Annotated in this window: 18 protein-coding genes and 2 pseudogenes; 5 read left to right on the top strand and 15 right to left on the bottom strand. The window is 67.9% G+C overall.

The genetic code is table 11. From position 1 onward, the window contains the following. Positions 1–269 precede the first annotated feature (269 nt). Positions 270–1046, top strand: coding sequence for an alpha/beta fold hydrolase (locus JUB13_RS28060; RefSeq protein ID WP_207485285.1), 777 nt, complete (start codon positions 270–272; stop codon positions 1044–1046). 116 nt (positions 1047–1162) lie between these two features. On the opposite strand, the gene JUB13_RS28055 is transcribed toward JUB13_RS28060, so the two are convergent. The 9 genes from JUB13_RS28055 to JUB13_RS28015 all read right to left on the bottom strand — a co-directional run bounded on the left by JUB13_RS28055 (position 1163) and on the right by JUB13_RS28015 (position 12344). After that, the gene (locus JUB13_RS28055; protein ID WP_207485283.1) at positions 1163–1522 is read right to left on the bottom strand and encodes a hypothetical protein; all 360 of its coding nucleotides are present in this window, start codon (positions 1520–1522) and stop codon (positions 1163–1165) included. 418 nt (positions 1523–1940) lie between these two features. Continuing rightward, on the bottom strand, positions 1941–3290 hold the full coding sequence (locus JUB13_RS28050) for a lipopolysaccharide biosynthesis protein (RefSeq protein ID WP_207485282.1): 1350 nt from the start codon (positions 3288–3290) through the stop codon (positions 1941–1943). Continuing rightward, positions 3283–4149: an AAC(3) family N-acetyltransferase gene (locus tag JUB13_RS28045; protein ID WP_207485280.1), complete on the bottom strand. Its 867-nt coding sequence runs from the start codon at positions 4147–4149 to the stop codon at positions 3283–3285. The genes JUB13_RS28050 and JUB13_RS28045 overlap by 8 nt, the downstream gene beginning before the upstream one ends. Then, positions 4121–5464: a hypothetical protein gene (locus JUB13_RS28040; protein ID WP_207485278.1), complete on the bottom strand. Its 1344-nt coding sequence runs from the start codon at positions 5462–5464 to the stop codon at positions 4121–4123. The genes JUB13_RS28045 and JUB13_RS28040 overlap by 29 nt, the downstream gene beginning before the upstream one ends. 61 nt (positions 5465–5525) lie before the next feature. After that, on the bottom strand, positions 5526–6797 hold the full coding sequence (locus tag JUB13_RS28035; RefSeq protein WP_207485277.1) for a glycosyltransferase family 4 protein: 1272 nt from the start codon (positions 6795–6797) through the stop codon (positions 5526–5528). Then, entirely contained in the window at positions 6794–8110 is a 1317-nt protein-coding gene (locus JUB13_RS28030; RefSeq protein WP_207485275.1) for an O-antigen ligase family protein, read from the bottom strand. Before JUB13_RS28030 ends, JUB13_RS28035 begins: the two co-directional genes overlap by 4 nt. A gap of 45 nt (positions 8111–8155) precedes the next feature. After that, on the bottom strand, positions 8156–9337 hold the full coding sequence (locus JUB13_RS28025) for a DegT/DnrJ/EryC1/StrS family aminotransferase (RefSeq protein WP_207485273.1): 1182 nt from the start codon (positions 9335–9337) through the stop codon (positions 8156–8158). After that, positions 9334–10935, bottom strand: coding sequence for a Gfo/Idh/MocA family oxidoreductase (locus JUB13_RS32155; RefSeq protein WP_207485271.1), 1602 nt, complete (start codon positions 10933–10935; stop codon positions 9334–9336). Before JUB13_RS32155 ends, JUB13_RS28025 begins: the two co-directional genes overlap by 4 nt. Then, positions 10932–12344, bottom strand: coding sequence for a nucleotide sugar dehydrogenase (locus JUB13_RS28015; RefSeq protein ID WP_207485269.1), 1413 nt, complete (start codon positions 12342–12344; stop codon positions 10932–10934). The genes JUB13_RS32155 and JUB13_RS28015 overlap by 4 nt, the downstream gene beginning before the upstream one ends. Positions 12345–12841: 497 nt before the next feature. Between JUB13_RS28015 and JUB13_RS28010 the strand changes: the two genes are divergently transcribed. Next, the gene (locus JUB13_RS28010) at positions 12842–13378 is read left to right on the top strand and encodes a hypothetical protein (RefSeq protein ID WP_207485267.1); all 537 of its coding nucleotides are present in this window, start codon (positions 12842–12844) and stop codon (positions 13376–13378) included. 49 nt (positions 13379–13427) lie between these two features. Here JUB13_RS28010 and tnpA read toward each other — a convergent pair. The 4 genes and pseudogenes from tnpA to JUB13_RS27990 all read right to left on the bottom strand — a co-directional run. Continuing rightward, positions 13428–13673: pseudogene (gene tnpA / locus JUB13_RS28005) on the bottom strand (IS66 family insertion sequence element accessory protein TnpA); the annotation flags it as partial. Positions 13674–14113: 440 nt separating this feature from the next. Then, the gene (locus JUB13_RS28000; protein ID WP_207485263.1) at positions 14114–15874 is read right to left on the bottom strand and encodes a choice-of-anchor Q domain-containing protein; all 1761 of its coding nucleotides are present in this window, start codon (positions 15872–15874) and stop codon (positions 14114–14116) included. A gap of 610 nt (positions 15875–16484) precedes the next feature. Next, a complete protein-coding gene (locus JUB13_RS27995; protein ID WP_207485261.1) occupies positions 16485–17894 on the bottom strand; it encodes a right-handed parallel beta-helix repeat-containing protein in 1410 nt (469 codons plus the stop codon). Between the two features lie 464 nt (positions 17895–18358). Continuing rightward, entirely contained in the window at positions 18359–18550 is a 192-nt protein-coding gene (locus tag JUB13_RS27990) for a hypothetical protein (protein WP_207485259.1), read from the bottom strand. A 139-nt stretch (positions 18551–18689) separates the two neighbouring features. On the opposite strand from JUB13_RS27990, the gene JUB13_RS27985 reads away from it, so the two are divergent. Beyond that, a complete protein-coding gene (locus tag JUB13_RS27985; protein ID WP_207485257.1) occupies positions 18690–20894 on the top strand; it encodes a putative bifunctional diguanylate cyclase/phosphodiesterase in 2205 nt (734 codons plus the stop codon). 105 nt (positions 20895–20999) lie between these two features. Here JUB13_RS27985 and JUB13_RS32295 read toward each other — a convergent pair whose 3' ends face one another. Further along, on the bottom strand, positions 21000–21566 hold the full coding sequence (locus tag JUB13_RS32295; protein WP_407928184.1) for an alkaline phosphatase D family protein: 567 nt from the start codon (positions 21564–21566) through the stop codon (positions 21000–21002). A gap of 53 nt (positions 21567–21619) precedes the next feature. Further along, positions 21620–22525 (bottom strand): annotated as a pseudogene (locus JUB13_RS32290) (alkaline phosphatase D family protein); the annotation flags it as partial. A 329-nt stretch (positions 22526–22854) separates the two neighbouring features. Here JUB13_RS32290 and JUB13_RS27970 point away from each other — a divergent pair. Together JUB13_RS27970 and JUB13_RS27965 are read left to right on the top strand one after the other, a co-directional pair. Beyond that, positions 22855–23214, top strand: a complete 360-nt coding sequence (locus JUB13_RS27970; protein WP_207485253.1) for a hypothetical protein — start codon at positions 22855–22857, stop codon at positions 23212–23214. A 38-nt stretch (positions 23215–23252) separates the two neighbouring features. Then, the gene (locus tag JUB13_RS27965; protein ID WP_207485251.1) at positions 23253–23444 is read left to right on the top strand and encodes a hypothetical protein; all 192 of its coding nucleotides are present in this window, start codon (positions 23253–23255) and stop codon (positions 23442–23444) included. The last annotated feature ends 98 nt before the right edge of the window (positions 23445–23542 follow it).

Here is a 23542-nt window from a genome sequence, read left to right as displayed (position 1 = left end):
CTGCCCCGGACCGGGCGCCATCCGGACCAAGCCTCGATCCTTTCGATGCTGTCGGCAAGCGGCGGGAGTGGGACTCGGTGGGAGCGGGCCTCCGGCAGTCAAAGCCTCGATTCCGGGCAGAAGAAATTCTCTGGTTTCAGACCGGGCACGGGCGTGTAACGCCGGAGGCCGTGCCGTCGAAAGACTCCAATGAAGTGCGCGCTTCGCTCGGGAGCCGCTCGTTTCGAGCTCGCTTGAAGCTCTCCTGAACCTGCAGATCGGAGAATGTGATGATCAACCGCCGTACCTTCACAACCGTCCTCGCGGCAGGCGCCGCGGCCTCGCTGGTCGCGAGCCGCGGCTGGGCCGCGACGTCCACGCCGACCGTTGCGCGCAACGTCGTCTTCGTGCATGGCCTGTTCGCGGACGGGTCCTGCTGGACCGACGTGATCGCCCGCCTGCAGGCGAGTGGCTTGAACACCACCTCCGTCCAGAACCCCCTCACGACGCTTCCGGAAGCCGTTGCCTCTGCCGAGCGCGTGCTGGCGCGCCAGGACGGCCCGACGGTCCTGGTCGGGCATTCCTTCGGTGGCATGATCGTGACGCAGGCCGGCCTCCATCCCAACGTCTCGGCCGTCGTCTATGTGGCCGCCCGCGCGCCGGATGCGGGGGAAGACTACACCGCCCTCGCCAAGACCTTCCCGACCCCGCCGGCGTCGGCTGGCATCGTCTTCGACGGGGACGAGGGCCGGCTGAGCGAAGCGGCGTTCCTGCGCGACTTTGCGGGCGACCTGCCGGAAGCGAAGGCGAAGGTGCTGTATGCCGTCCAGCAGCCTTTCCAGAGGCCCCTGCTCACCGGCAAGACGACGCAGGCGGCCTGGCGCTCGAAGCCGAGCTTCTATGCGGTGTCCACGGAGGACCGGACCATCGAGCCCGACCTCCAGCGATTCATGGCCCGGCGGATGGGCGCGAAGACCATCGAGGTGAAGGCCAGCCACCTCTCGCTGATCTCGCGCCCTGACGAGATCACGTGCCTGATCCTGGAGGCGGCCAACCATCGCGCGTAGGCGTAACGGCCATCGCGCCGGGTGCGACGAGCATTGCGCCCAATGCGCGATGAGCGTGCGACGGGAGAGGTGGGTCGGCGGGGCGGATCCTCTCCCGGCGCCGCAGACCTGCCGTCTCAGGACCGCCGGCGCGAAGCGGCACGGAACGCCGCCGCCGGCGATGCGCCGCTGGCGGGACGGACCTCGAGACTCCTTATCCGCTCCAGCTCAATGCGCGTGCGCGCGGTCGCACGCATCAGACGGTCCGTCGCGTCCAGCAGGCTGTCCAGGTCCTCCGCTGTGCCCGCGTCGAGGAAGGAATCGAAACTGGCGAGGAAGGAGGCGATGTCACTGCTGACGCGCTGACGCAGCTCGGTATTGATGCCGTATGCCGCCGCTTGCGCCGCGTCCGGCCGCGCCCGCCATCCGCCGTCAGGGACCTCCGCCGGCCGGGGCTCGGCCTTCCCGTCTGGGGCAGGCCGATCCTCCACCGGCACGGGCAGGATCTCGGCAGGGCCTACGGGAGCTTCGGCATGCCGGCCACGTTCGATGATGTAGCGGATCGCCGGACCCGTGCAGCCGTAGTCGCGCGCAATGCCCGCGAAGGATTCGCCCGAGGCATGGCGGGCTCGGATCGCCGGCCACTCGGAATGCGGAATTTTCCCCTTTTGGCGCTTTTCCAAGGTCGTCCTCATCGCCCGGCGATTAACCGCAACGCTTCGCGTGCAAAGGATATGAGCGAGCGGAACCCTTATTCAACGGCTGCGAAAGCCGCCTCATTTTTTGTTTATGGGCGGACCGCGCCGCGGAGCACGCATCGCTCTGCCGGCTTTCAGGAAGCTTAGCTCAAAGTCGAAAAGAAGTATATCGTATAACAAAGTCTCGGACGCCGCCTTCCGTGCGTACCTCGGGCGGTTAGTCCTTCCGGCGCGACGTTACCGGCTCCGCCTTCGCGGCGCGCCGGACAACGTGGAGAAGGATCGCCAGATAGATCCCGTATGCAAGGAAATGCAGAAGCGAAAGAACCGCCACCATGGCATCCGGCGGCAGCCGATACGCCTGCGCCAGCCAGAACGCCCCGAGGCTGGCGGCGATCGCAGAGAAGTCGTAGGTGAACTTCAGCGCCTGCCGCTGCGTGACTGCCAGAAGCCGGCTCAGAGGGCTGACGACCGTCAGGCCGTACATCCATAGCGAAAGCCAGGCTGCCATCGCCCCCGCCTCGCCCCAGGCCGGCCCGAGAACCAGGGGGAAGGCAGCCGGAGCGAGCGCGACGAACAGGACGAGCGGCGCGAGGCCGGCCAGCGCGAGCCGCGACAGCGTCTTACGGAACAGGCGCTCCCCCTCGCGGTAACGCCCTTTTCGATGAAGCTCCGCGTAGCGGGACACGAAAACGTCTCCCAGTGCGGGGCCGATCTGCGCGGCGGGCGCACCGACGATCCGGAACGCCAGGCCGAACAGGCCGGCGGCGGCCACGTCGAAAAGGGACGTCACCAGCAGGACCGGCAGCGCGAAGGCGACCTTGTCGAGCACCGTCGAGGGAAGCTCGTGCAGCGGGAACCTGCGGTAGATCCCGCCCACGGCCAGGATCCTTCGCCGCGGGATGCGCCTGACCCATGTCCTGATGCGAGGCCTCAGGGGCAGAACCAGGATCAGCATGCCGACGATCACCGAGAGCGTTTCGGCGGCCAGCAGGCCCGCGGCGCCGAACGAAAGGACCCCGAACGCCAGGGAGAGAAGGATGCCCAGCAACGATCGCGTGACGACGGAATGCGTGATCAGCCAGAACCGGCGTATCCGCACCTGCCATGCCCTCGCCAGCAGTGCTGCCCCCCAGGCGAGGGACGCCGGCAGGCATAGGGCGGCCGCCCAGGCGGGAAGCGCGTCGAAGCCAAGGACGCCGTGCCGGCCGAGCAGAAAAAGGACCGCCGTGCCGAGCAGGGACATCGCCAGGACGAGGACGCCGCCGAGGATCAGGAGCGCGCCGACGTCCCATCCCGCCCGCGCGATGCACACCGCGGATTCGTAGCGGAGCGACAGGAAGCTGCTCCACAGCGCCACGAAGGCGACGTAGAGCGACAGGAGCCCGATCTCCTCGGGGCCATAGAGACGGGTGAGGACAGGCGTCGCCGCGAGCGCGAGCGCATGGGCGAAGGCCGTCCCGCCGACGAGGACGGAGACCTGGCGCAGGAACGGCCGGTCCCGGATGCCGGCGAGGGCCAGAATGGACCGGGACGCCGTCAGCACGGTGCCCTCGTCGTCAGGCATCTGCCCTCCTGACGGGACGCCCTGCCATGCTTCGCCAGACGCGCCGGGTCAACGCAGCCGGGATCGCACCGAGATTATAGGCCCTGAGGATCCTGCAGGAGACGCAGTCCGCCCTGTCGCAGAGCAGGGCGCAGGGATCCCGCGAGAGTACGTCGCGCTCGCACTGGTACGCGCCGCGCGCCCGGACCAGGATCGTGTAGGCAGCGCCGACATGCCCGGTCGTGAAGTTCTCCCGAGCGATGTAGTGGCGGTACATCTTGTCGAAGCCGCGGCTGCAGCCGGGATCCTCGGACGGGTGCCAGCGCGTGGTTCCGTCCGCGCCCGGCACCTCGACCTCGTAGAGGAAACGGGTCCAGTGCCTGGACGAAAGTCCGAGCTCGTTCTGAACGAAGTGCACCGTCGAGAAGCCGGGGCTGTCCGTCGCGCAGCCGAGAAGGATCATCGAGGCATCGAGGTCGATCAGCCGGCCCATCGGATGGAAGGCCGGCTTCGACGCGTCGTGATCGCCGAGGATCTCCCTGGCCCGCGGGCCGATCGCCGCGAAGGAATGCGTCGGATGCGCCGAGCGGAACGCCCCCGCCTGCTTCAGCACGATCTTGCTGAGCACGCCGGTGTTCGGCGGCTGGTCGGGGGTGAAGCGCGCCTTGTTCCGTGACCACCGGAAGCCCGGATCGGTAAAGGCTGGTACCACGATGGTGCCCTCGGGACCGACGGCCTCCAGCAGACCCGCGACGAGCGTCTGTCCGGCGGGCGGCGCCATCCGCCCGACCGCGGAAGCCTTCGAACGCACATAGAGCGTGTCGCCTGCCCGCACGCCCATCCCGACCAGGTCACGCGCGATGTCGCTGCTGGTGATCATGGCTATCCACCTCCCGGGAGCGGTCCGCCTCCTGCGCAGGCCGGCGCTCCCGTCCGGCCCGGCCGTCGAGTTCCGAAAATGTCCTGCGTACGATGTCGTCGAGCCCGCCCGCGAACTCCCCCTCGAGACCGAAGGCTCCGCGGAAGCGGTCGGCCTCGTAGCCGCCGGCCGCGACCGCGTCATCGGTCGGAACGTAGAGGCAGGGGCCCGCCAGGTATCCCGTCGCCAGCCCCGTATCGGGCAGGAGCCGTCCAAGGAGGGGCGCCCATTCGCCGATCATCTCGCCATTCACGGCGACGACGGCGAGCCCGTCGCCGAAGTCGATGCGGGCGGCTTCGAGCCGGATGCCGGGCCCTGCGGCCGGAGCCTTCGGAAGGAACACCTCGGCAGAGGCGGCGGAACGCCGGACGACGCCGGATGCGAGAGCCCTCTCGCCGGCCTCCTCCGCGCATGCGACGGCGGCGCGGACGAGTTCGCGGGTCCAGGCCGCGTAGGCCGCCGGCGTGAAGGAGCGGAGCCCGGGATTGAAAGGCAGCGCGCGGGACAGCAGTTCGCGGGCCGAGCGCGGCATGTGGAATGGGATGTCGGGGATCGCGGAGCCGGCGAAGCCCGGGAAGTAGAGCACCGCGCAGCTCCGTCCGAAGGCATCGCGGAGCGCCTCCCTCACGGCTCCCGGAAAGTCCGGCGAGACATGGAGCCCCGACGGGTAGAAGGCGGGATGGCAGCAGTAGGACCAGAGGACCGCCATGACCTGCCCGGCTCCACTCGCGAAGACGATGCAGCGCAGGTCCGGATCGACGATGCCGCGCCGCCACGACGCCATGGCGACCGTCCGCCCGCAGCGAGGACGCCGCCCGCGCAGGACTGCCCCGTAGTCGACGGTCCATGCCGGGCGCCGGCGGTTGACGTTGATGGGAATCTGCCGCTTGCCGAACCGTGCCGAGACGGGCACGCCCGGCCCATCCGTCAGGCGCCGGATCGCCCCGGCGATACGGCCGGCCACTGCGGCCCCGTAACTGTCGTCGAAGCGCCCGAGCCGCGGCACGGAAGGTGCAAGCGACGGTGCGTTGTGGGTGTGGCTGGCCACCAGCAGGAGGTTCCGGCGCGGGACGCCGGAGGCCCGCGCGATCATGTCGGCCAGCCTGTCGTCGAGGAAGAGCGTGTCAACGCTTGCGAGCACCACCGCGGCACCGTCCTGGCCCTCGAATGCGGCCAGGTTCGCCTCCAGCGGCGCGTCGACCCGCGTGAATTCCTGCCCCCGGCCGGCATATCCGGCGAGCGGAAGCGGAACCTCCGGCGTGATGTCGACCGTCATGAACCGCGCATGCATCGCTTTTCGGCCCTTCAAAACCCGACGGCGCCTGCCCTCCTTCCGATCAGCCCCCCGCCGTTGGCGCGAGACTTCCGGTCCCGGCGGCTTCGGGCACGCGGGAGGCGGCCACCACATCGAGGAAGCGGCGCGCCAGGACTCGGTAGTCATGGTTCTGGAGGACGAAGCGGCGCCCGTTCTCGCCGAGCCTCTGGCGTTCCGGCTGTGGCAGATCGCGCATGCGCAGGATCTCGCATGCCAGGGCGGCTGCGTCCTCCGGCGGGACGGTGACGCCACATTCCGCCGCGGCGGGCAGGTCGTTGCCGGCCTCGCAGGCCTGCACGATCGGCTTTCCGGCATGCATGTAGTCGAAGACCTTGTTCGGCGACATTCCGAACCGGTAGAGCGGGCTTCGGTGCCAGGACAGGGCGAGGACGTCCATGCGCGAGAGGAAATCCGGCACGGCCGTCTTCGGGATCCGGCCCAGCAGATGGATGCTGTCGGCTCCCGCGGCCTGCTCGCGCAGCTGCCGTGCCTTGGGCCCGTCCCCCACGATCAGGAGCGATACGCCGCTGCCCGAGAGGCGCAGCGCAGCCTCGACGAGGTATTCGACGGCGTCGGCGGTGTTGAGCCCGCCGGCATAGCCGACCAGGAAGCGCCCGCGGGTCCTTTCGCGTTCGATGCTGTCCGCCACGCCGGACGAAAGGCCGCCGGCCGGCGCGTGCGATGTCACGATGCCGTTCGGGACATGCGCGAACTTCCTGGGCTCCAGCCCCCGGCCGATCATGTAATCGCGCGTGTTCGGAATGATCGAGACGACCGTGTCGGCATGGCGGTAGGCGTAGTCCTCGGCGTGCTGGAGCAGCATCACGTAGGGATGCGCGCGCCCATAGCCGCCGAGAAGCATCGGGGTGAGCGGCCAGAGGTCGTGGACCTCGAAGACGAGGCGTGCGCCGCAGTTCCGGGCGATGCGGGCGCCGCCGTGGATGTCGAGCGGATAGGTCGAGGAGCAGACGACGATGTCGGGCTTCTCCTCGCGGGCGATGCGCCCGGCATGGAACAGCAGCTTCCCGGCGAAGCCGAGCATGTTGGCGACCCGGGCCATCCCGTTGCCCGCATAGGGCGGCGTGCGGATCCACCGGAACCGGACTCCCTCCTCCTCTGTCGCCTCGAGATCGGCATGGATGTCCGGCTGGTGATGGCGCAGATGCGAGAAATCAGCGCCCAGGATCGTCGTCGCATAGCCCAATGCCTTCCATTCGCGCGCGAGATAGAAGGGCCGGTACTCCATCCCCAGGCTGTCCGATCCGGCATAGTGGTTGATCAGCAGGATCCTCATGTCCATGCCCTCATGGATGGATGGGCGTGCGGCCGCCCGGCACCGCCGGGCAGGCAAAGGGCGAGGCCGAGATAGGCGAAGAAGATCCGGTCGTCGCCGAGGTAGCCCTGGACCGTCAGGTGGGACAGCAGCTCCGTGACGTAGAGCAGCGCGATCGTCGCGACGGTCCAGTCGTCCATTCCCTGCCGGGCCGCGGCGGCACAGCGCCCGAGGCCGGCCACGCAGACCGCGAAGAACAGGAAGGCGCCCGCCAGCCCGACCTCCATCAGGAGCTCGAGCAGCAGGTTGTGGGGATAGTCCAGGCTGTGCTGGACCCGGAACTCCCCGATGCCCCAGCCGAAGATCGGTCTCTCCAGCCACTGCCGGAACGCGTAGCCGCGGGCCTGGCCGCGAACATCCAGGGAATAGGTCCCTTCATGGGAGAGCTGAAGCTGCGCCCGCTGCAGCGTGAGCATCTGGCTGGACGCCTCGTTCTGCTCGCCGAGGTGCAGGACGACCCCATAGGCCACCCCGCCGAGGCCGCAGAGCACCGCGGCGAGAACCAGGACGCGCCTCAGGCGCAGCAGGTTCGTGTGCAGGCGCAGGATCAGGCCGAGCACCGCCAGCGGCACTGCGAGAAGAGCGAACACGAGGGGTCCCCGCCCCCCGATCGCCAGGAGGAGGAACATCGAGAGGCACGCGCCCGCGACGGCGGGCCCGGCCCCTCCGCGGGCTCCGGCCAGCGCGACGGACAGGCAGGCGATGAACAGGATGTTCGCGTGCGCGCCGTACTCGAGGTAGTTGTTGCCTGCGAACCGCCCGGTCGGCGCGTCCACGCCGGTCGTCCCGAGCACCCAGCGGTGGACCATGTAGTAGGCGAGGAGCGCGATGCTGAACCAGATGATCAGGCGGAGCAGGCGCCGCCTGCGCACGACGTCGCGGCCGAGCATCAGCGCAATGTAGAACGTCGGCAGCGTCAGCAGGACGAAGCGCCAGATCTTGTCCGTGTTCGCCCATTCCAGGCTGGACCAGAACACGCTCGTGCAGACGACGCCGGCGAAGGCGCCCATCAGCAGTGTCTGCGTGTCCTGCGGCGGCAGGCGCAAGGTGCCCGCCGCGACGGCCAGCGCCACGAGGCCCAGGGTCGCCAGCATGAAGGCGACGGTGAGGTCGACCGGAAAGATCTGCAGCTCCGGAAGCGCCTTGTAGCGGCCGGCGAAGATGAAAAGGACGAACACTGCCTCGATCGACACGAGATCGGACAGGAGCGGCATGCGGATCGCCCCGCCGCTCCCGCCGGGCCGTCTGTCGAGGAGGTGGGCGTCCGAGGTCATGCCGGCACGCCCCTCAAGGTGCCGCCCGGGGCGGAGCGCAGCCGGTCATTCGGCCGCCCCGCGGAGCTCGCGGGAGGACGCCCCGAGGGCATCCGCGACGTGGGCCTGCTCCTCGGCCGTCACGTAGGGATGCATCGGCAGGCTCAGCACGCTGCCCGCGAGGCGATCGCTCGTTGGGAGATCCTCGCTCGCACAAGGGCAGTGCCGGTAGGCCTGCTGCCTGTGGAGAGGCCGGGCATAGTAGACGGCAGCCGGCAGCCCCTGGGCCCGGAGGCGGCCCAGCAGAGCGTCGCGGTCGGGCGTGCGCACCGTGAACTGCGCCCAGACGGAGGTGGCGCCCGCAGCCAGGACCGGGCAGATCAGCCCGGGGGGCAGAAGCTTCCCGTATCGGACCGCGACGCGGTTCCGCGCGGCGATCTCGGCCTCGAACACCGCGAGCTTCTCGATCAGGATCGCCGCCTGGATCGTGTCGAGGCGGCCGTTCAGGCCGATGCGGACATTGTCGTACTTGTCCTGGCCCTGCCCGTGGACGCGCAGGGAGCGCAGGATCTCCGCGGTCTCGTCGTGCTCGGTGAACAGGGCGCCGCCGTCCCCGTAGCAGCCGAGCGGCTTGGCCGGGAAGAAGCTCGTCGTGGTGATGTCGCCGATGGTTCCGACCTTCCGGCCATTCCATTCGGCTCCGAAGGCCTGGGCCGCATCGCAGACCAGCCAGCACCCGCTCTCGCGGACGATGGGCTCGATCGCGCCGTAGTCGCAGGGCTGCCCGAACAGGTCGACCGTTATGACGCCGCGCAGGGGAAGCCCCTGGGCGCGGGCGGTGAGCACGGCCTCCTTGAGGCTGGCCGGATCCAGATTGAAGGTATCTTCCCGGACATCCGCGAGGATCGGGACGCCGCCGAGCAGCATGACCGCCTCGGCCGTCGCGCAGAAGGTGAAGCTCGGAACCACGACGGCATCGCCCGGGCGCAGCCCCAGGGCCATCAGCGCCATCACCAGGGCATCGGTGCCGCTGGCGCATGAGACGGCGTGGCGCGCCCCGGAGAAGGCGGCGAGCCTGCGCTCGAGCTCCGCCACCTCCGGTCCCATGATGTAGTGGCCGTGATCGAGAATGCGGGCGATCGCGGCCTCGATCCGGGCCCGGATCGGCGCCTGCTGCCGCGCGAGGTCGATCAGGTCGATACGCCGCTCTGCCGGAGGCCGGGCCGTCGGCGCGCTTGCCTGGTTCATGCGATCCTCCTGACCTCGGTGGCCTCGACGAGCCGTCCTTCTCCGTCGATCTCGTAGCGGGCTCCGGTGCGCGGGCAGACGAGATCCTCCCCCAGGCGCTCCCCGGCGTGGCTGACCCAGCCGATCTGCCGTGCCGGATTGCCTGCGACGAGCGCGTGGGCGGGCACGTCGCGCGTGACCACCGCGCCGGCCGCGACGAAGCAGTAGTCTCCCAGGCTGTGGCCGCAGACGACCGTCGCGTTCGCGCCGATCGTCGCCCCGCGCCCGACCGGCGTCGGGCGGAAGTCCGCCTTGCGGTCCACCTCGGCCCGGGGCGTGTTCACGTTCGTGAAGACGCAGGACGGCCCGCAGAACACCCCGTCGCCGAGCCGCACGCCCTTGTAGAGGCTGACGTTGTTCTGGATCTTGCAGCCGTCGCCGACGGTGACGTCCGGTCCGATCGCGACGTTCTGGCCGATGGTGCAGTCCCGGCCGATCCGGGAGCCCGGGAGGATGTGGCTGAAGTGCCAGATCCGCGTGCCGGGGCCGATGCTGCATTCCTCGTCCACGAAGGAGGAGGGATGCACGAAATAGGGTGCCCCCGCGGCATCTTGCATCAGAGACACCGGCCCGCCGGTCCCGAGCGATCGCCGGGCCGCATCCAGGACGCGCAGGACGCCGATCCCGTCGCGGAGATCCGTGACGGGCCTGCGGTTCTCGCGCGCGCAATCGAGGAAGTGCAGGCATTCCATGCGCAGCGGCTCGGTCGGCTCGATCGCGACGGGCTGCGCGTCGGCGGGAACCGGCTCGGGGGCGCCGCCGCGCCAGGCGATGCGGTGGGGGTACAGCACCAGCTTTCCCGGCCAGGGCGCGCGGTCGTCGAAGACGGCCATGCCCTCCTCGCCGACGACGACGAGCTTCTGCTCCTTGAAGGGGTGCAGCCAGGACACGAAGATGTGGGCGTTCAGGCCGCCGGGAAACCGCAGGTGGGTCGTGGTGACGTCCGCGATCGTCTCGTGCAGATAGCCGCAGCCGACGGATTCGACCCGGTCCGGTTCCGTGCCGGCCAGCGCGATGATCATGGACAGGTCGTGGGGGGCGAAGCTCCAGAACACGTCCTCCTCGCGGCGGAAGCGGCCGAGGTTCAGACGGTTCGAGTAGATGTACCGGAGCCTGCCGAGCCTACCCTCGGCGACCTGCCGGTGCAGTTCGATGAATGCCGGGTGGTATCGCAGGAGATGCCCGACCATGACGACCCGGTCGCGCGCCTTCGCCGCGGAGCGCACGCGTTCCGCATCCTCGACCTTCAGCGCCAGGGGCTTCTCGACGAAGACGTGCTTCCCGGCATCGAGCGCGCGCAGCGCCAGGGCCGCATGGCTGCCTGCCGGCGTCGCGATCGCGACGCCCTCGATGTCCGGCCGCAGCAGGACATCCTCGAAGGCAAGCGACGGGACGCCGAAACGGCCTTCCAGCTCGGCGGCGCGCTGGGGATCGGCCTCGGACACCGCGGCGAGGGCGCCGAGTTCGTGAAAGTTCCTGACCAGGTTGCGTCCCCAGTAGCCGCATCCGACCACGGCGACGCGCGGGGCCGCGGCCCCGTCCGTCCGGGGCGACGTCATGCCTTGACCACCACGCTTGCGTGCTCGGGGCCGGCAAGGCCCGCCACGACGTTCCGGGTGTCGACGACCAGTTTCGAGTACCGCAGGAGCGTCAGGTAGTCGACCTCGTCATGGTCCGTGACGATCACGACCGCGTCATACCGGGCGAGATAGCAGGGCTCGAGCGGAATGACGGCCTTGCCGGCGAGCGCCGCATGCCGACGCGTCGGGGGAATCATCGGGAAATGGGGATCGTGGTAGTCGACCCGCGCGCCGAGCGCATCCAGAAGCTCCATGATCGTCAGGGCGGGGCTTTCCCGCAGGTCGGCGACGTTCTTCTTGTAGGCGATGCCGACCACCAGGATGCGGGCTCCCGAGAGCGCCTTCGCGTATCGGCGGTCCAGCTCCTCGCGCAGCCGGTCCACGACATAGCGCGGCATGCTCGTGTTGACCTCCCCCGCGAGCTCGATGAAGCGGGTGGATATGCCGAGCTCCCGGGCCTTCCAGGTCAGGTAGAAGGGGTCGATGGGGATGCAGTGCCCTCCCAGGCCGGGACCGGGATAGAAGGGCATGTAGCCGAAGGGCTTTGTGCTGGCGGCGTCGACGACCTCGAAGATGTCGACGCCAATAGCGCCGTAGACGGTCTTCAGCTCGTTGACCAGCGCGATGTTCACCGCACGGAAGACGTTCTCAGTCAGCTTGACCGCCTCGGCCGTCTCCGGCGAGGAGACCGGCACGGTGCTGATGACGAATTGCTGGTACATCGTCGAGGCCAGGCGCAACGCGGCCTCGCCGTCGCCTGCGACGACCTTCGGAATGCGCGAGGTCTGGAAGTCGAGATTGCCGGGATCCTCGCGCTCGGGCGAATAGGCCAGGAAGAAATCGATGCCCGAGCGCAGCCCGGTCGCCTCCAGAATGGGCTTCACCACCTCGCGCGTGGTGCCGGGATAGGTCGTCGATTCGAGGACCACGAGCTGGCCCGGCCGCAGATGCTGGGCCACGGTCTCGGCCGTCGCGACGACGAAGGACAGGTCGGGCTCACGGTGCGGGCCGAGCGGCGTCGGAACGCAGATCAGGATGGCATCGACCTCGCCGAGGAGCGGGCCGTTGCCGGTCGCGACGAACCGGTCATCCTTGCGTGCGGCCTGGATCCGCTCCGCTGCGATATGCGGGAACGGGCTATGCGCGCCATTGAGCTCCTCGACCACCTGTTCGTTGATGTCGAAGCCGACGACGCTGTATCCCGCCTCGCATGCCGCCAGGGACAGGGGCAGGCCGACATAGCCGAGGCCGACGACGCCGATGCGCGCCTCGCGCTCCCTGAACTTGCGGAGCAGGTCCTCGACATCGGCGGAGGTTGCGGCGGCGCGCCTTTCCGTTGGGGCAATGGCGTCCTGAGGCCTGCGCCCGATCGTCTCGATGCGATCCATGTGTTCCCTCTGCTGCCGGTTGCCTGGCCCGCGAGTGGGCGGACGAAAAGATTTCTGGCGAAAAGGTATCTTGTTGTTATCGGTCCGTAAAGATGATCTTATTGGCAATCAAGGGCCAATAAGAAGCCGTTGGACCGGCATTACGCCGACAGGGCGGGCGACCGCGGGAGACAGGACCGAGAGATATGGATGTTCGCGCCATCGCTGGATCCGGGCGGGCCCCGGGATCGGGCCCCACGCGCAAAGCCGATCCGCGGGCCAAAAGGAAAACGCCCGATGGAGCGGGGCGGTTTCGCGCGCTCGTCGAGGATTGCTGCGGCTGGAACAGGAAGGTCTGGGCCGATGCCGCCGAGTTCGCCCTGACGTGGCTGCCTGCGGACCTTGCGGGCGCGAGGGTGCTGGAACTGGGGGCCGGGCGGGAGTCGTGTCTGGCCCCGATCTTTGCGGCCATGGGGGCCGAGACGACGTGCTCCTATTATGGCGTTCCGGAGGAGGCGGTGCGGAACGGCCGCCTGCTGGCCGTGTCCGAGAAATACGCCCTTCCGCCCGTTCCGCTGGTCGAGATCGACGCGCGGGACATCCCCGGCGAATACGACCTCATCGTGATGAAGTCGGTGCTGGGCGGGCTCTGCCGGGACGACGACTACGGCGCCCTTGCGGCGGCCGTGGGCGGGATCGCGGGCCACCTCACCCGCGGAGGGAGCATCATCACCCTCGACAACGGCCATGTCGGCGCCGTCGATCGGCTTCGCAAGCGCTTCGGCGCCGGGCGGAACAGGTGGACGTATTTCCGCCCCGAAGCCTTCGTGGCCGCTCTGGCCGGATACGAGGTCAGGATGGCGGCCTTCGGATGCCTCAACTTCGGGTCGGCCAGGCTGCTGGCTAGGAGCGAGCCTACTGGGCTGGAGGTCGTGAACGACGCATTGCACGTCCTGGATCGCCTGCTCTGCCGGGTTCTTCCGCAAGGCGCGGTCCTGTCCTCGCTGCTGAAGCCTCGACATCCCGCGAGCGCTCCGGAGCGGCCCGCCCGATGAAGCGGCGGGCCGGGAGGCAGGGAAAACGGCATCGGCTTCAGTGCTTATGGTCCTTCAGCCTTGCGTTCTCGAGCATCGCCTCGGCCAGCAGCCTCTTCAGGCGCGCATTCTCCTCCTTGAGCGCCTTCAATCGTCGCGCCTCCACCGTCCGGTGGTTTCCGAGCCGCTGCTTCCAATTGTAGAAGGTCGACTCGCTGATGCCGTGCCGGCGGCAGATTTCGCCGACGGTCGCACCGCTTTCCTGTTCGCGCAGGATCTCCTTCATCCGCTCCACGCTGAACCGGCTGCGTCGCATGTCGGCGTCCCTTTCTCGCCCTGCCGTCGTTCGCAGGCATGTCCGCGTCGCAGGCGGCTGCTTCGGCGCGGGCGTTCTCTCCTATGCGGTCCCCGGCCCCTGGCTCCTTTCGAACTGGGCGGGCCGCTGCACGGCGGTGCTGCGGCGGATCGCTCGCTTGGTGATCTTAATCACCCGGCACGACAGAAAAGAAAAAGATAATACGGAAAGACGCTACGGACTTCCAGGATCGATGATTGCCGGACAGCACCGAAAGGACCCTGGCGCGCTCCCGCACAGCGCCGATCGTCACGACCCCGGATCCGGAGACGGCGGTGGAGCCTGGAAGAAGGTTGGGTGTCGCTCATGACGAAACGCCGGCGGTCACGGGGACCGCCGGCGTTTCTATCGTTTCGGATCCGTCGGCTCCCTTGCGGGAAGGCCGACGTCCCGGGATGTCATCAGGCGTAGAGAACGTCCGTGCCGTGGAGGCTGGTGACACCGTCGATCTCGAAGGTCTCCTGGCCGCCGCTGTACTGGATCGTCCACACGTCCCCGGCATGGACCAGCTTGGCGCCCGTGCCGTAGCCCTCGAGGCGGAGCACGTCGCCGGCCTGGTCACCATTGCCATTGAAGTCGGTGATCAGATCGCCGTGTGCCTGGCCCTTGCGGAGCACGAAGGTGTCGTAGCCGCCGCCGCCGATCGTCTTGTCGCGCCCGCCGCCGCCGTTGATGACGTCGTTGCCGGTGCCGCCCGTGATGATGTTGTCGGCGGAGTTGCCGGTCGCCGTCGCGCCGTAGTTGATCTTGACGATCAGGTTGTTGACGTTCGCCGGCAGGGTATAGGTCTTCACGTACTGGTGCACCACGTCGACGCCGCCACTGCCGTACTCGACGATCGTGTCGCCGTAGCTGCTGACGACGTAGGTATCGTGGCCGCCGCCCCCGACCATCTTGTCGTCCCCGCCGTTGCCGCCGAGGATTTCGTTCGCGCTGGTGCCATACAGCGTCTCGTTGTTGACGGTCCCGTCGATCGCCTTCGTGGCGGTGGGAGTCTCCGACCAGCTGCCCTTGGGGGCGGTCGTCGGAACGGACGTGGTCGGCGCCGGGGTCGGCGTGGGGCTGGGGGTGGGCGTCGGCGTCGGCGTCGGCGTCGGCGCCTGGGTGGTCGCCTTGTACTCGTAGGCGCCGATATCGGGTGCCGAGCCCTGGACGCGGGCCTGGCCGTCGAGATCCGTCGAGGTCAGCTTGGTGCTGGTGCCCGTGTTGATCGCCGGAGACCCGGTGGCGAGATGATAGTCGCCCGACCCATCGGCCTTGTAGTTCACGAACTTCGGATCGGCCGTGATCGTGTCCGTGTGCTTCAATCCGTTCTGCAGCCGCCAGTTCGTGCCGCTGTCATAGACGAGGTTGTTGTCGTAGACGTTGTTCGTGCCGGTCTGGCCGCCCTCGACGATGCCGTAGCGGGCGTTGTCGTAGACGAGGTTGTTGAGCACGCGGATGTTGTCGGCCGGGGCCGAGCCCGTCACGTGGTCGCCCGCACCGACCCAGATGCCCATGTCGGACTGGAACACGGTGTTGTTGACGACGTCGATGTTCCGGGGATCGTGCCACAGGCTGATGCCCGCTGCCGCGACGTTGTGGATCAGGTTGCCCGACACTTCGCCGGTCGTGGTGTGATAGATGCCCTGGATGGTGCCGCTGGAGCCGACGCCCGCGCCGATGTCGTAGACGACGTTGTTCAGCAGCTTGATGTTGGTGTCGCCGTAATAGCCGTCGCCCTCGATGCCGGCGCCGCCGCTGGAGCCGCCGGTGCCAACCCGGGTGGCGATATCATGGACCTTGTTGCCCTCGACCACCGAGCCGGTGCCGGTGGTGTAGATGCCGAAGTTCCACGGCGTGCCGGACTTGTGGTTCGTGCCGTCGACCTCGAAGCCCTTGATGTGCACGTAGTCGCCGCTGTTGTTCCAGGCGACGCCGTTGCCCGAGCTGGCCGGCGGGACGATCTTGGCGCCCCACTTCACGTCCGAGACGAAGGTAATGGGGGCGGAGGCGGTGCCGCTCTTCGAGGTCGAGAAGCCGCCCTCGTAGGTGCCGGGCGCGACATGCACAGTCGTCCCGGGCTGGGCCGCCTGCGCGGCCTTAGCGATCGTGCGGAAAGGCGAGGACGACGTCCCGGAACCGCTGTCCGAACCACTCGTCGAGACGTAGAGATCAGCCATTTGCAATCGTTTCCTGTGCGGGCCGGGCGCGGCGGACGGGTTCGCGGTCGACGCGAAATCATGCCGTCTACAGCAGCCGGTCTTCAGTTGCGTGCGGACCTCGGCATGCCGCCGGGGTTGGAGACCGGTGGCACGTCCGTCGCGGAACCGTCTCCTCCGCAGAGGGAGGTTTCGGCCGGCACGGAAAGGTTCGGCGCATATGAACGGGTAGTTCGAGGCGCCGCTCTCCAAGCCGAGGCGCCGTATGTATCGAACAGATTACCCCTGACGGATAGAGTCAAAAACGGGTCATAGGTTCTGACATAAAGTGGATATCTGCATTTTTCATGATTGCAACTCGGTACGTGCACACTAGACGGCGGCCATCTTCGGACAGCCCCTCAGACTCCTCAGGTCTGCTCGCAGGAACTTCATTGCCCTCAAAACTGGCGTCTCCATTAATACTCCAGTTTCGGGATGAGCATGGGCGTCGGCGGCGACTTTTCTCGCTCCGTGGTGATGCGGAACTTGCAGATCGGGCAGCGCCCTGGCGGGAAATCGACCGGGCATGACGAAGCGTCGCCGGCCGCAAGGGCCGGCGACGCTCCCCCCAGCGAAAACGCCGCGGAAGCTATCCGATGAAGTGGATATCCGCGTTGCTCAGCCCGGAGAACCCGTCGAGCTCGAACGTCCCGTGTCCGTCGGGGAGTTCGATGGTCCAGACGTCGCCGGACTTGACCAGCTTGGCCACTCCACTGAAGCCCTCGAAGAGCCTGGGCGCCCCCTGATCTGCGGGGTCATTGACTTCGAGGTCGGCGTTCCGGCCGCCGTCCCCATCCCGGGCCTCGACGAGGCCGTCGGAATCGCTATCCCCCGTACCGTCGCCCACATCCGCACGCGTGTCGATGACGTCGTCGTCCTCGCCACCCGCGGCCACGCCGTCGTCCCCGGCCTCCGTCGAAGGAGGCTGGTCCTGGCCCTCGTCCTGGGCCTGATCCCCATCCCGGGGCTGGGCCTGATCCTCGTCCTGGGCCTGATCCTGGCTCTGGGCCTCCTTCGAGTCCTGATCCAGGTCCTCCGCGGCGTTGCCTGCATTGGTCGTGGAGCCCTCGTCGCGGGCCGCGCCGTCGATGTCCTCGGCGGGATCGGCCCTGGTCTCGGAGGGTTCCGTGCTGGTCGGCTTCAGGCCGTTCTGAAGGCGCCAGTCGGTGCCGTTCTGGGAGACGTCGTTGTTCACATAGACATTGTTCCGGCCGGTGTCTCCACCTTCGGCGATGCCATATCTGGCGTTGTCGTAGATGACGTTGTCGCTCACCCGGATGTTGTCCGCGGGACCATCGCCCGTGACGTAGTCGCCACCACCGACCCAGATCCCGAAGTCGGAATCGTGAACCGTGTTGCCGGAGACCTCGATGTTCCGGGCATCGTGCCACAGGCTGATGCCCGCTGCCGCGACGTTGTGGACGGTGTTGCCGGACACCTCGCCGGTCGTGGTGTGATAGATGCCCTGGATGGTGCCGCTGGAGCCGACGCCCGCGCCGATGTCGTAGACGACGTTGTTCAGCAGCTTGATGTTGGTGTCGCCGTAATAGCCGTCGCCCTCGATGCCGGCACCGCCGCTGGAGCCGCCATTGCCGACCCGGGTGGCGATATCGTGGACCTTGTTGTCCTCGACCACCGAGCCGGTGCCGGTGGTGTAGATGCCGAAGTTCCACGGCGTGCCGGACTTGTGGTTCGTGCCATCGACCTCAAAACCTTCGATGTGCACGTAGTCGCCGCGGTTGTTCCAGGCGACGCCGTTGCCCGAGTTGCCGGGCGGGACGATCTTGGCGCCCCACTTCACGTCCGAGACATAGGTGATGGGGGCGGAGGCGGTGCCGCTCTTCGAGGTCGAGAAGCCGCCCTCGTAGGTACCGGGCGCGACATGCACAGTCGTCCCGGGCTGGGCCATCTGCGAAGCCTTGGCGATCGTGCGGAAGGGTGAGGACGAAGTCCCGGAACCGCTGTCCGAACCACTCGTCGAGACGTAGAGATCAGCCATTTTAATTGTTTCCTCTGCGGGCCGGTTGCCGCGGACGGACGCGTTCGCTTTCGTCGCGAGTTGAATCGCGCCGTTCGGGATTTCCGGGGGTCAGTTGCGTGAGGACCTCGGCATGCCGCGAGGGGGGTGGGAATTTGCGGCATGTCCCCACGACTCCGCTGCCCTGTGGGCAGGAGCGAAAAGTCGGTGGGAATCAGAGAAAGTCAGGCGTGCTTCAAAGGACTTCTTTGAATGAAACCTCCTCGTTCCAAGGCGAGGCGCATATCACCCCGCAGACCCCGCCTCACGTAAGAGACAAAAAGCGGACAGCCCTCTCCTTTAGTATACAAGAAATCCGTCCTCTACGATGATGAACATCATCTACTTTGGATTCGATGCCTCAAACTATCCAGCTTCTATGCAGGGTTGCATCGCTCGATCCTTTGAAATTGCTGCAGTGCGAAGATGGAGTCTCCACTTATCCTTCAGGAATGCGCGGTGTATCGCCGCAGCGCCGCCGGGCGGCTATCGATGCCGGTCATGGCCATGACATTCGTGTGACCGGCTGTACAGATGTCCGCCGGAGCACCGGCAAGCGGCGACGAAGCCATCGTTCCGGCCGCGATCGAGGGCGTTCCGAGAATCTCGGCCAGGAGCGCAGACGCCTTTTCCGCCATCGCCGCCCCGGGCCGCCGGGGCGAGCAAGGGAGTTTTAGTTCTTTTGGGTGAAGATCCCGCGGCAATCATCACCCGGCCCTCTCCCCCTGCATGTCCGCTCTACAGACAGTTCTCCGTCCCGGCGGGTGGCGTTTCTCGATGAAGATCGCCGCGCCCATCATGGTCGTGACGGCAATGGTGCTCGGTTTCACGGCCTACGGCATCGTTCGGGCGGCGCGGGAGAGCAACGACGCATCGATCGCCCGGCAGATCCGGGTCGCCAACCACAACCTCGCTCATGTCCTCACCGAGATGGCGCACGAGCTCGAGGTCGTGGCCGTGTGGGACGATGCCGTGACCCGCACCAGTGCCGAGGGCCTGGACATCGCCTGGATCGACGAAAATCTGGGCGTGTGGCTGCACCAGATGTTCGGGCATGACCGGCTCTACGTCCTCAACGCGGTCAACCAGGCCGTCTATGTGATGGAGGACGGTGTCCAGACCGATCCCCAGCGGTATGCCGCCGTGCGAGCCGACTTGGCCGGGCTGGTGGCGGAGGTGCGCCTGTTCGGCTCTCTTGCGGACCACAAGGAGCGAAAGTCGACCGGCCGGGCCGTGCACGCGACGCGGCTGACGCGTGTCGGCGGGCGACCGGCCGTGGCCAGCATCATGCGGGTCGTCCCCTACGGCGACGACGGTCCGTCGCCAGTAGCGGGAGAGGAGAGCCTGCTGGTCGCTGTGCGCTTCCTGGACGGGTCCTTCCTTGAGGATCTCCGCACGAGGGATCTCATGGACGGCGCCCGCTTCTCCGTCGTGCCGGACGCCCGGGAGGGGGAGAGGGTCCTGTCCCTGATGGATGCAGAGAAGCCGATAGGATACCTGCTGTGGCGGCCCGAAGCTCCAGGAGCCCAGATCCTGCACAGGATCCTGCCGCTCTACGCGCTGACGGCGGTCGGCGTCGTCGGGATCATGCTTCTCCTCGTCCGCGTGCTGTGGAAGGCCTCCGGCGAGCTCCGCGCGAGCGAGGCCCACGCCCAGCACCTCGCGCTGCACGATGTCCTGACCGGGCAGCCCAACCGGGCGCTTCTGGCGGAGAGGCTCGAGCAGGCCGTCGCCCGGGTCCGGCGGTCCGCCCCGAGGGACGAGACGAGGTTCGCGCTCCTGCTCTTGGACCTCGACCGCTTCAAGCAGGTCAACGACACGCTGGGGCACCAGGCGGGAGACGAGCTGATCCGGGAGTTCGCGGCCCGGCTCTCCGCCCTCGTCCGGCGGGGCGACCTGGTCGCGCGGCTCGGTGGCGACGAGTTCGCAATCATCCAGATCGGCATCCGCGACCTGGACGATGTCGAGGGCTTGTGCCGACGCATCCTCGAATGCGCGCATCAGCCCTTCGCATTCTCGCGCGGCATGCGCGCGAATGTCGGCGTCACCATCGGCGTGGCGCTCGCGCCGGATACGGGCATCGACGGATCCGACCTCATGCGCAAGGCGGACATCGCACTCTACCGCGCCAAGGCCGAAGGCCGGGACCGGTACTGCATCTTCGCCGAGGGCATGGACGCATCGGTGCTGGAGCGCGGAAGGATAGAGGCCGAGCTGAGGGCCGCCCTTGATACCGGCGAAGGGCTGCTGGTTCACTATCAGCCCCTGATGTCGCGGGATGGGCGGACGCTGACGGGCCTCGAGGCGCTGATCCGGTGGGACCATCCGGTCCTGGGCATGCTGCCGCCGTCCAGGTTCCTGCCGGTGGCCGAGGAGTGCGGCCTTTCGGTGAGGCTCGACCAGTGGGTCCTGGATCAGACATGCCGCGCCCTGCCCACGCTGCCGGACGTGCCGGTCGCCGTGAACCTGTCGCCCGCGCAGTTCTTCACGGACGACCTTTACGAACGTCTCATGGGAACGGTGACGCTGCACGGTGTCAGCCCGCGGCGCATCGAGCTCGAGATCACGGAACGCGCCCTGCTCGACGAGAACGCCGCCTGCCATGGCGCCCTGATGCGGCTGCGCGCCGCCGGGTTCCGGATCGCGCTCGACGATTTCGGGACCGGCTATTCGAGCCTCAGCTACCTTCGACGCTTCCAGGTGGACAAGATCAAGATCGACCAGTCATTCGTGCGCCATCTCGGCAGCTCGGACAACTCGTCCTCGATCGTGCAGGCCATCATCACCATGGGCCAGTCCATGGGCGTCCAGGTCACGGCCGAAGGCGTCGAGACCTCGGAGCAGCTGGAGTTCCTGGCACGGTCCGGATGCAATCAGATGCAGGGCTTCCTCTTCGCGGGAGCGGTGCCTTGCAGCGATCTCTCCTCCATGCAGAGGGCCGAGGAAGCACGGGATCACCTGTTGGAAACCCGCGCCTCCTGATGCTCGCGCCCGAGCCCGTGCGTTCGCGCGGCTCCCAACCAGGGGACAGGCAATGTCGCCTCCGGCGACGCCCAGGGGGCTCCCTCCCCTCGCGTGCCCCTGCATCTAGATCTGGCCCCGCGCCACGTTGAGCGCAGCCTTTCCCGCCTCAGCGACCGGCGCGCCGCCGGTGCGCCCCGGCGCGCCCGGCTCCGAGACCTTGTCGAGCACCACGAAGCGCGCATCCCAGCGCGTCGGCGTCACATCAAAGGCGACATAGCCGCGCCGGGCTAAATGGTACTTGATGTGCGGGCGGTCGGCCTTGGCGTCCTCCCAACCCTCTGCCACCTCACTGCCGTCGCTATTCGACGAGATGCTGGTGTTCGTGAACTCGACGCCCAGCGTCGCTGAAGCCGGCTCATCGTAGCTCTCCTTGAGTTCGGACGCGTAGTGCAGGTGCACGTCGCCCGACAGCGCGACCGGGTTGCGGACTCCATGGCCCTTCAACGATGCCATGAGGCGATCCCGCGAGACGCGGTAGCCATCCCACTTGCCCATGCTCACCCTGCGCTCGCCGGGCTCGCCGTCGAAGTCGCGCTGGTAGATCGCAACCTGCTGCCCGAGCACCGTCCAGGTCGCCTGACCAGCCGCGAGCTGCCGGTCCAGCCACTGCTCCTGCGCACCGCCGAGGATTGTCCGATTCGGATTAGCGGCCTCGGCGCAGCCCGCGAGCTGCGGTCGCCGCAGGCCTGGTCCGAGCGGTACTGGCGCGTGACCAGGGAATGGAAGTCGATCAGGCTGCCGAAGCGAAGGGTCCGGTACAGCTGCAGGTCCGGCCCCTTGGGCAGCTGCGCGCGCCGGACTGGCATGTTCTCGTACCAAGCCTGGAAGGCCATGTCCCGGCGCAGCAGGAAGAGCTGGGGATCGGTGCCGTCCTGGTCGGCGGTCCCGGCCCAGTTGTTGTCGACCTCGTGGTCGTCCCAGGTGACAATAAACGGCGCAGCGTGGTGCGCCGCCATCAGGTCGGCATCGGATTTGTAGAGGGCGTAGCGGTTCCGGTAGTCGACCAGGGTGTAGATCTCGTCGCCGTTGTGCTGGCGCACCCGCCCGGGCCGCGCGGCGCCCTCGGCGCGGTACTCGTAGATGTAATCCCCGGTGTGGAAGACGAAGTCCGGCCGCTCGGCGGCGAGGTGCCTGAAAGCCTTGAAGTAGCCGGTCTCGTCGTGCTGGCAGCCGCACAGGGCGAAGCGGAGCCGGCCGACCGTGGCGCCCGGCGCGGGCGCGGTGACGAAGCGACCGATCTGGCTGGCCTCGTCGCCGGCGCGGGACCGGTACCAGTACTCGCGGCCGGGCTCCAGGCACTGCAGCTCGACATGCGCTGAATGGCCGAGGTCCGGCGGTGCGATCGCGTTGCCCTTGGCGACGACCTGGCGCATGCGCTCGTCCGAGGCCACTTCCCAGCCGACCTCCACGGCCTTCATGGGCATGCCGCCTTCCTCGAGCGGCTCCGGGGCAAGGCGCGTCCAGATGACAGCGCCGTCGGGCGCGGGATCGCCGGACGCGACGCCGAGGGAGAAGGGATAGCGCGAGAAGACGGGCTTGGCCCCGACGCGGCTTGCGAAAGCCGTCGGGGTGATGGCCAGCAGGCCCATGCCGGCCGCTCCCTTCAGCAGCTGGCGGCGATCGATACCAAGGCGCGCGACTTCGCGATCGAACCATATGGCCAAGCCCTCTTGCCGGTTGAGCGGGGAAGGCTAGGTGCGAGGGGTTGCCGTTTCTTGACGGGTACGGGCCGATGACAGGAGCGGGCGAAGGGCAGAACAGGACGGGCGCGGGCAAGCTGCGGCTGGGACCTGCGCGCCTCTGGCTCGTCCTGCGTCCGGGCGGCCGCGCCTGTGCCATGAACCTTCCGTGACGCATGATGACAATGACCTTCAGCGCTTGTTCCAGACCGTGTCGCAGACCTGTCCGAAGTCATCCGATGCGCATCCTGCAACTTGCGCTGGCAACACTGACCCTCACGCCCGGCTTGGCGATCGCCGAGCAGGGCGCCGACTGCCGCAGCCAGATCCGCTCGGTCCGGCAGACCCTCGAAGCCGGGCAGCCGATGCGCGACGGCGGCAAGGGACCCAGCAGCCAGGCGCACGAGGAGCCCCAGGCACTGAGCCCCGACCAGCGGCAGGACGTCCTTCGTCTCGTCGAGGAGGCCGAGACCTACGCGCGTAACGGCAACGAAGGGCGCTGCACCACAGCCGTGCAGTCGGCCGAAACCATGCTGTCCTCCACTGCCAACAGCGGCGTCGACGCGGAGGGGGCGGACGCGCCGGCAGAGCGGCGGTAGGCAAGCGTATTCTGAGTTTCTCCAATAAGAGGGTGGACATGATCGACCGGGACGCTGCAAGCGCACTCAGCACCTACGAGACCGCACGGCTGGAGGGCGCCGAGGAGGTCGTCGCCATACAGGCCGCGGTGTCTGAGCTGTGCGAGGAACACTCGGACATGACGCCTCGGGACGCGGCAAAGGTTACGGCCCGGGCCATAATTGACCGCAACACAGGCCATCAGGCCTGATCGAACACCGGTTTCAACGCTCGTCATGGCCGCAACGGCGTCTCCGCGCGCCCGCACCGCGGGGCGCCTATCTCCGTTCGGACGACCATCTCACGACT

This window comes from Arenibaculum pallidiluteum, assembly GCF_017355985.1.
In the GTDB taxonomy this organism is placed as follows: domain Bacteria; phylum Pseudomonadota; class Alphaproteobacteria; order Azospirillales; family Azospirillaceae; genus Arenibaculum; species Arenibaculum pallidiluteum.
The sequence above is the reverse complement of the archived record's forward strand: the minus strand, read 5'-3'. Positions and strand labels throughout refer to the sequence as shown.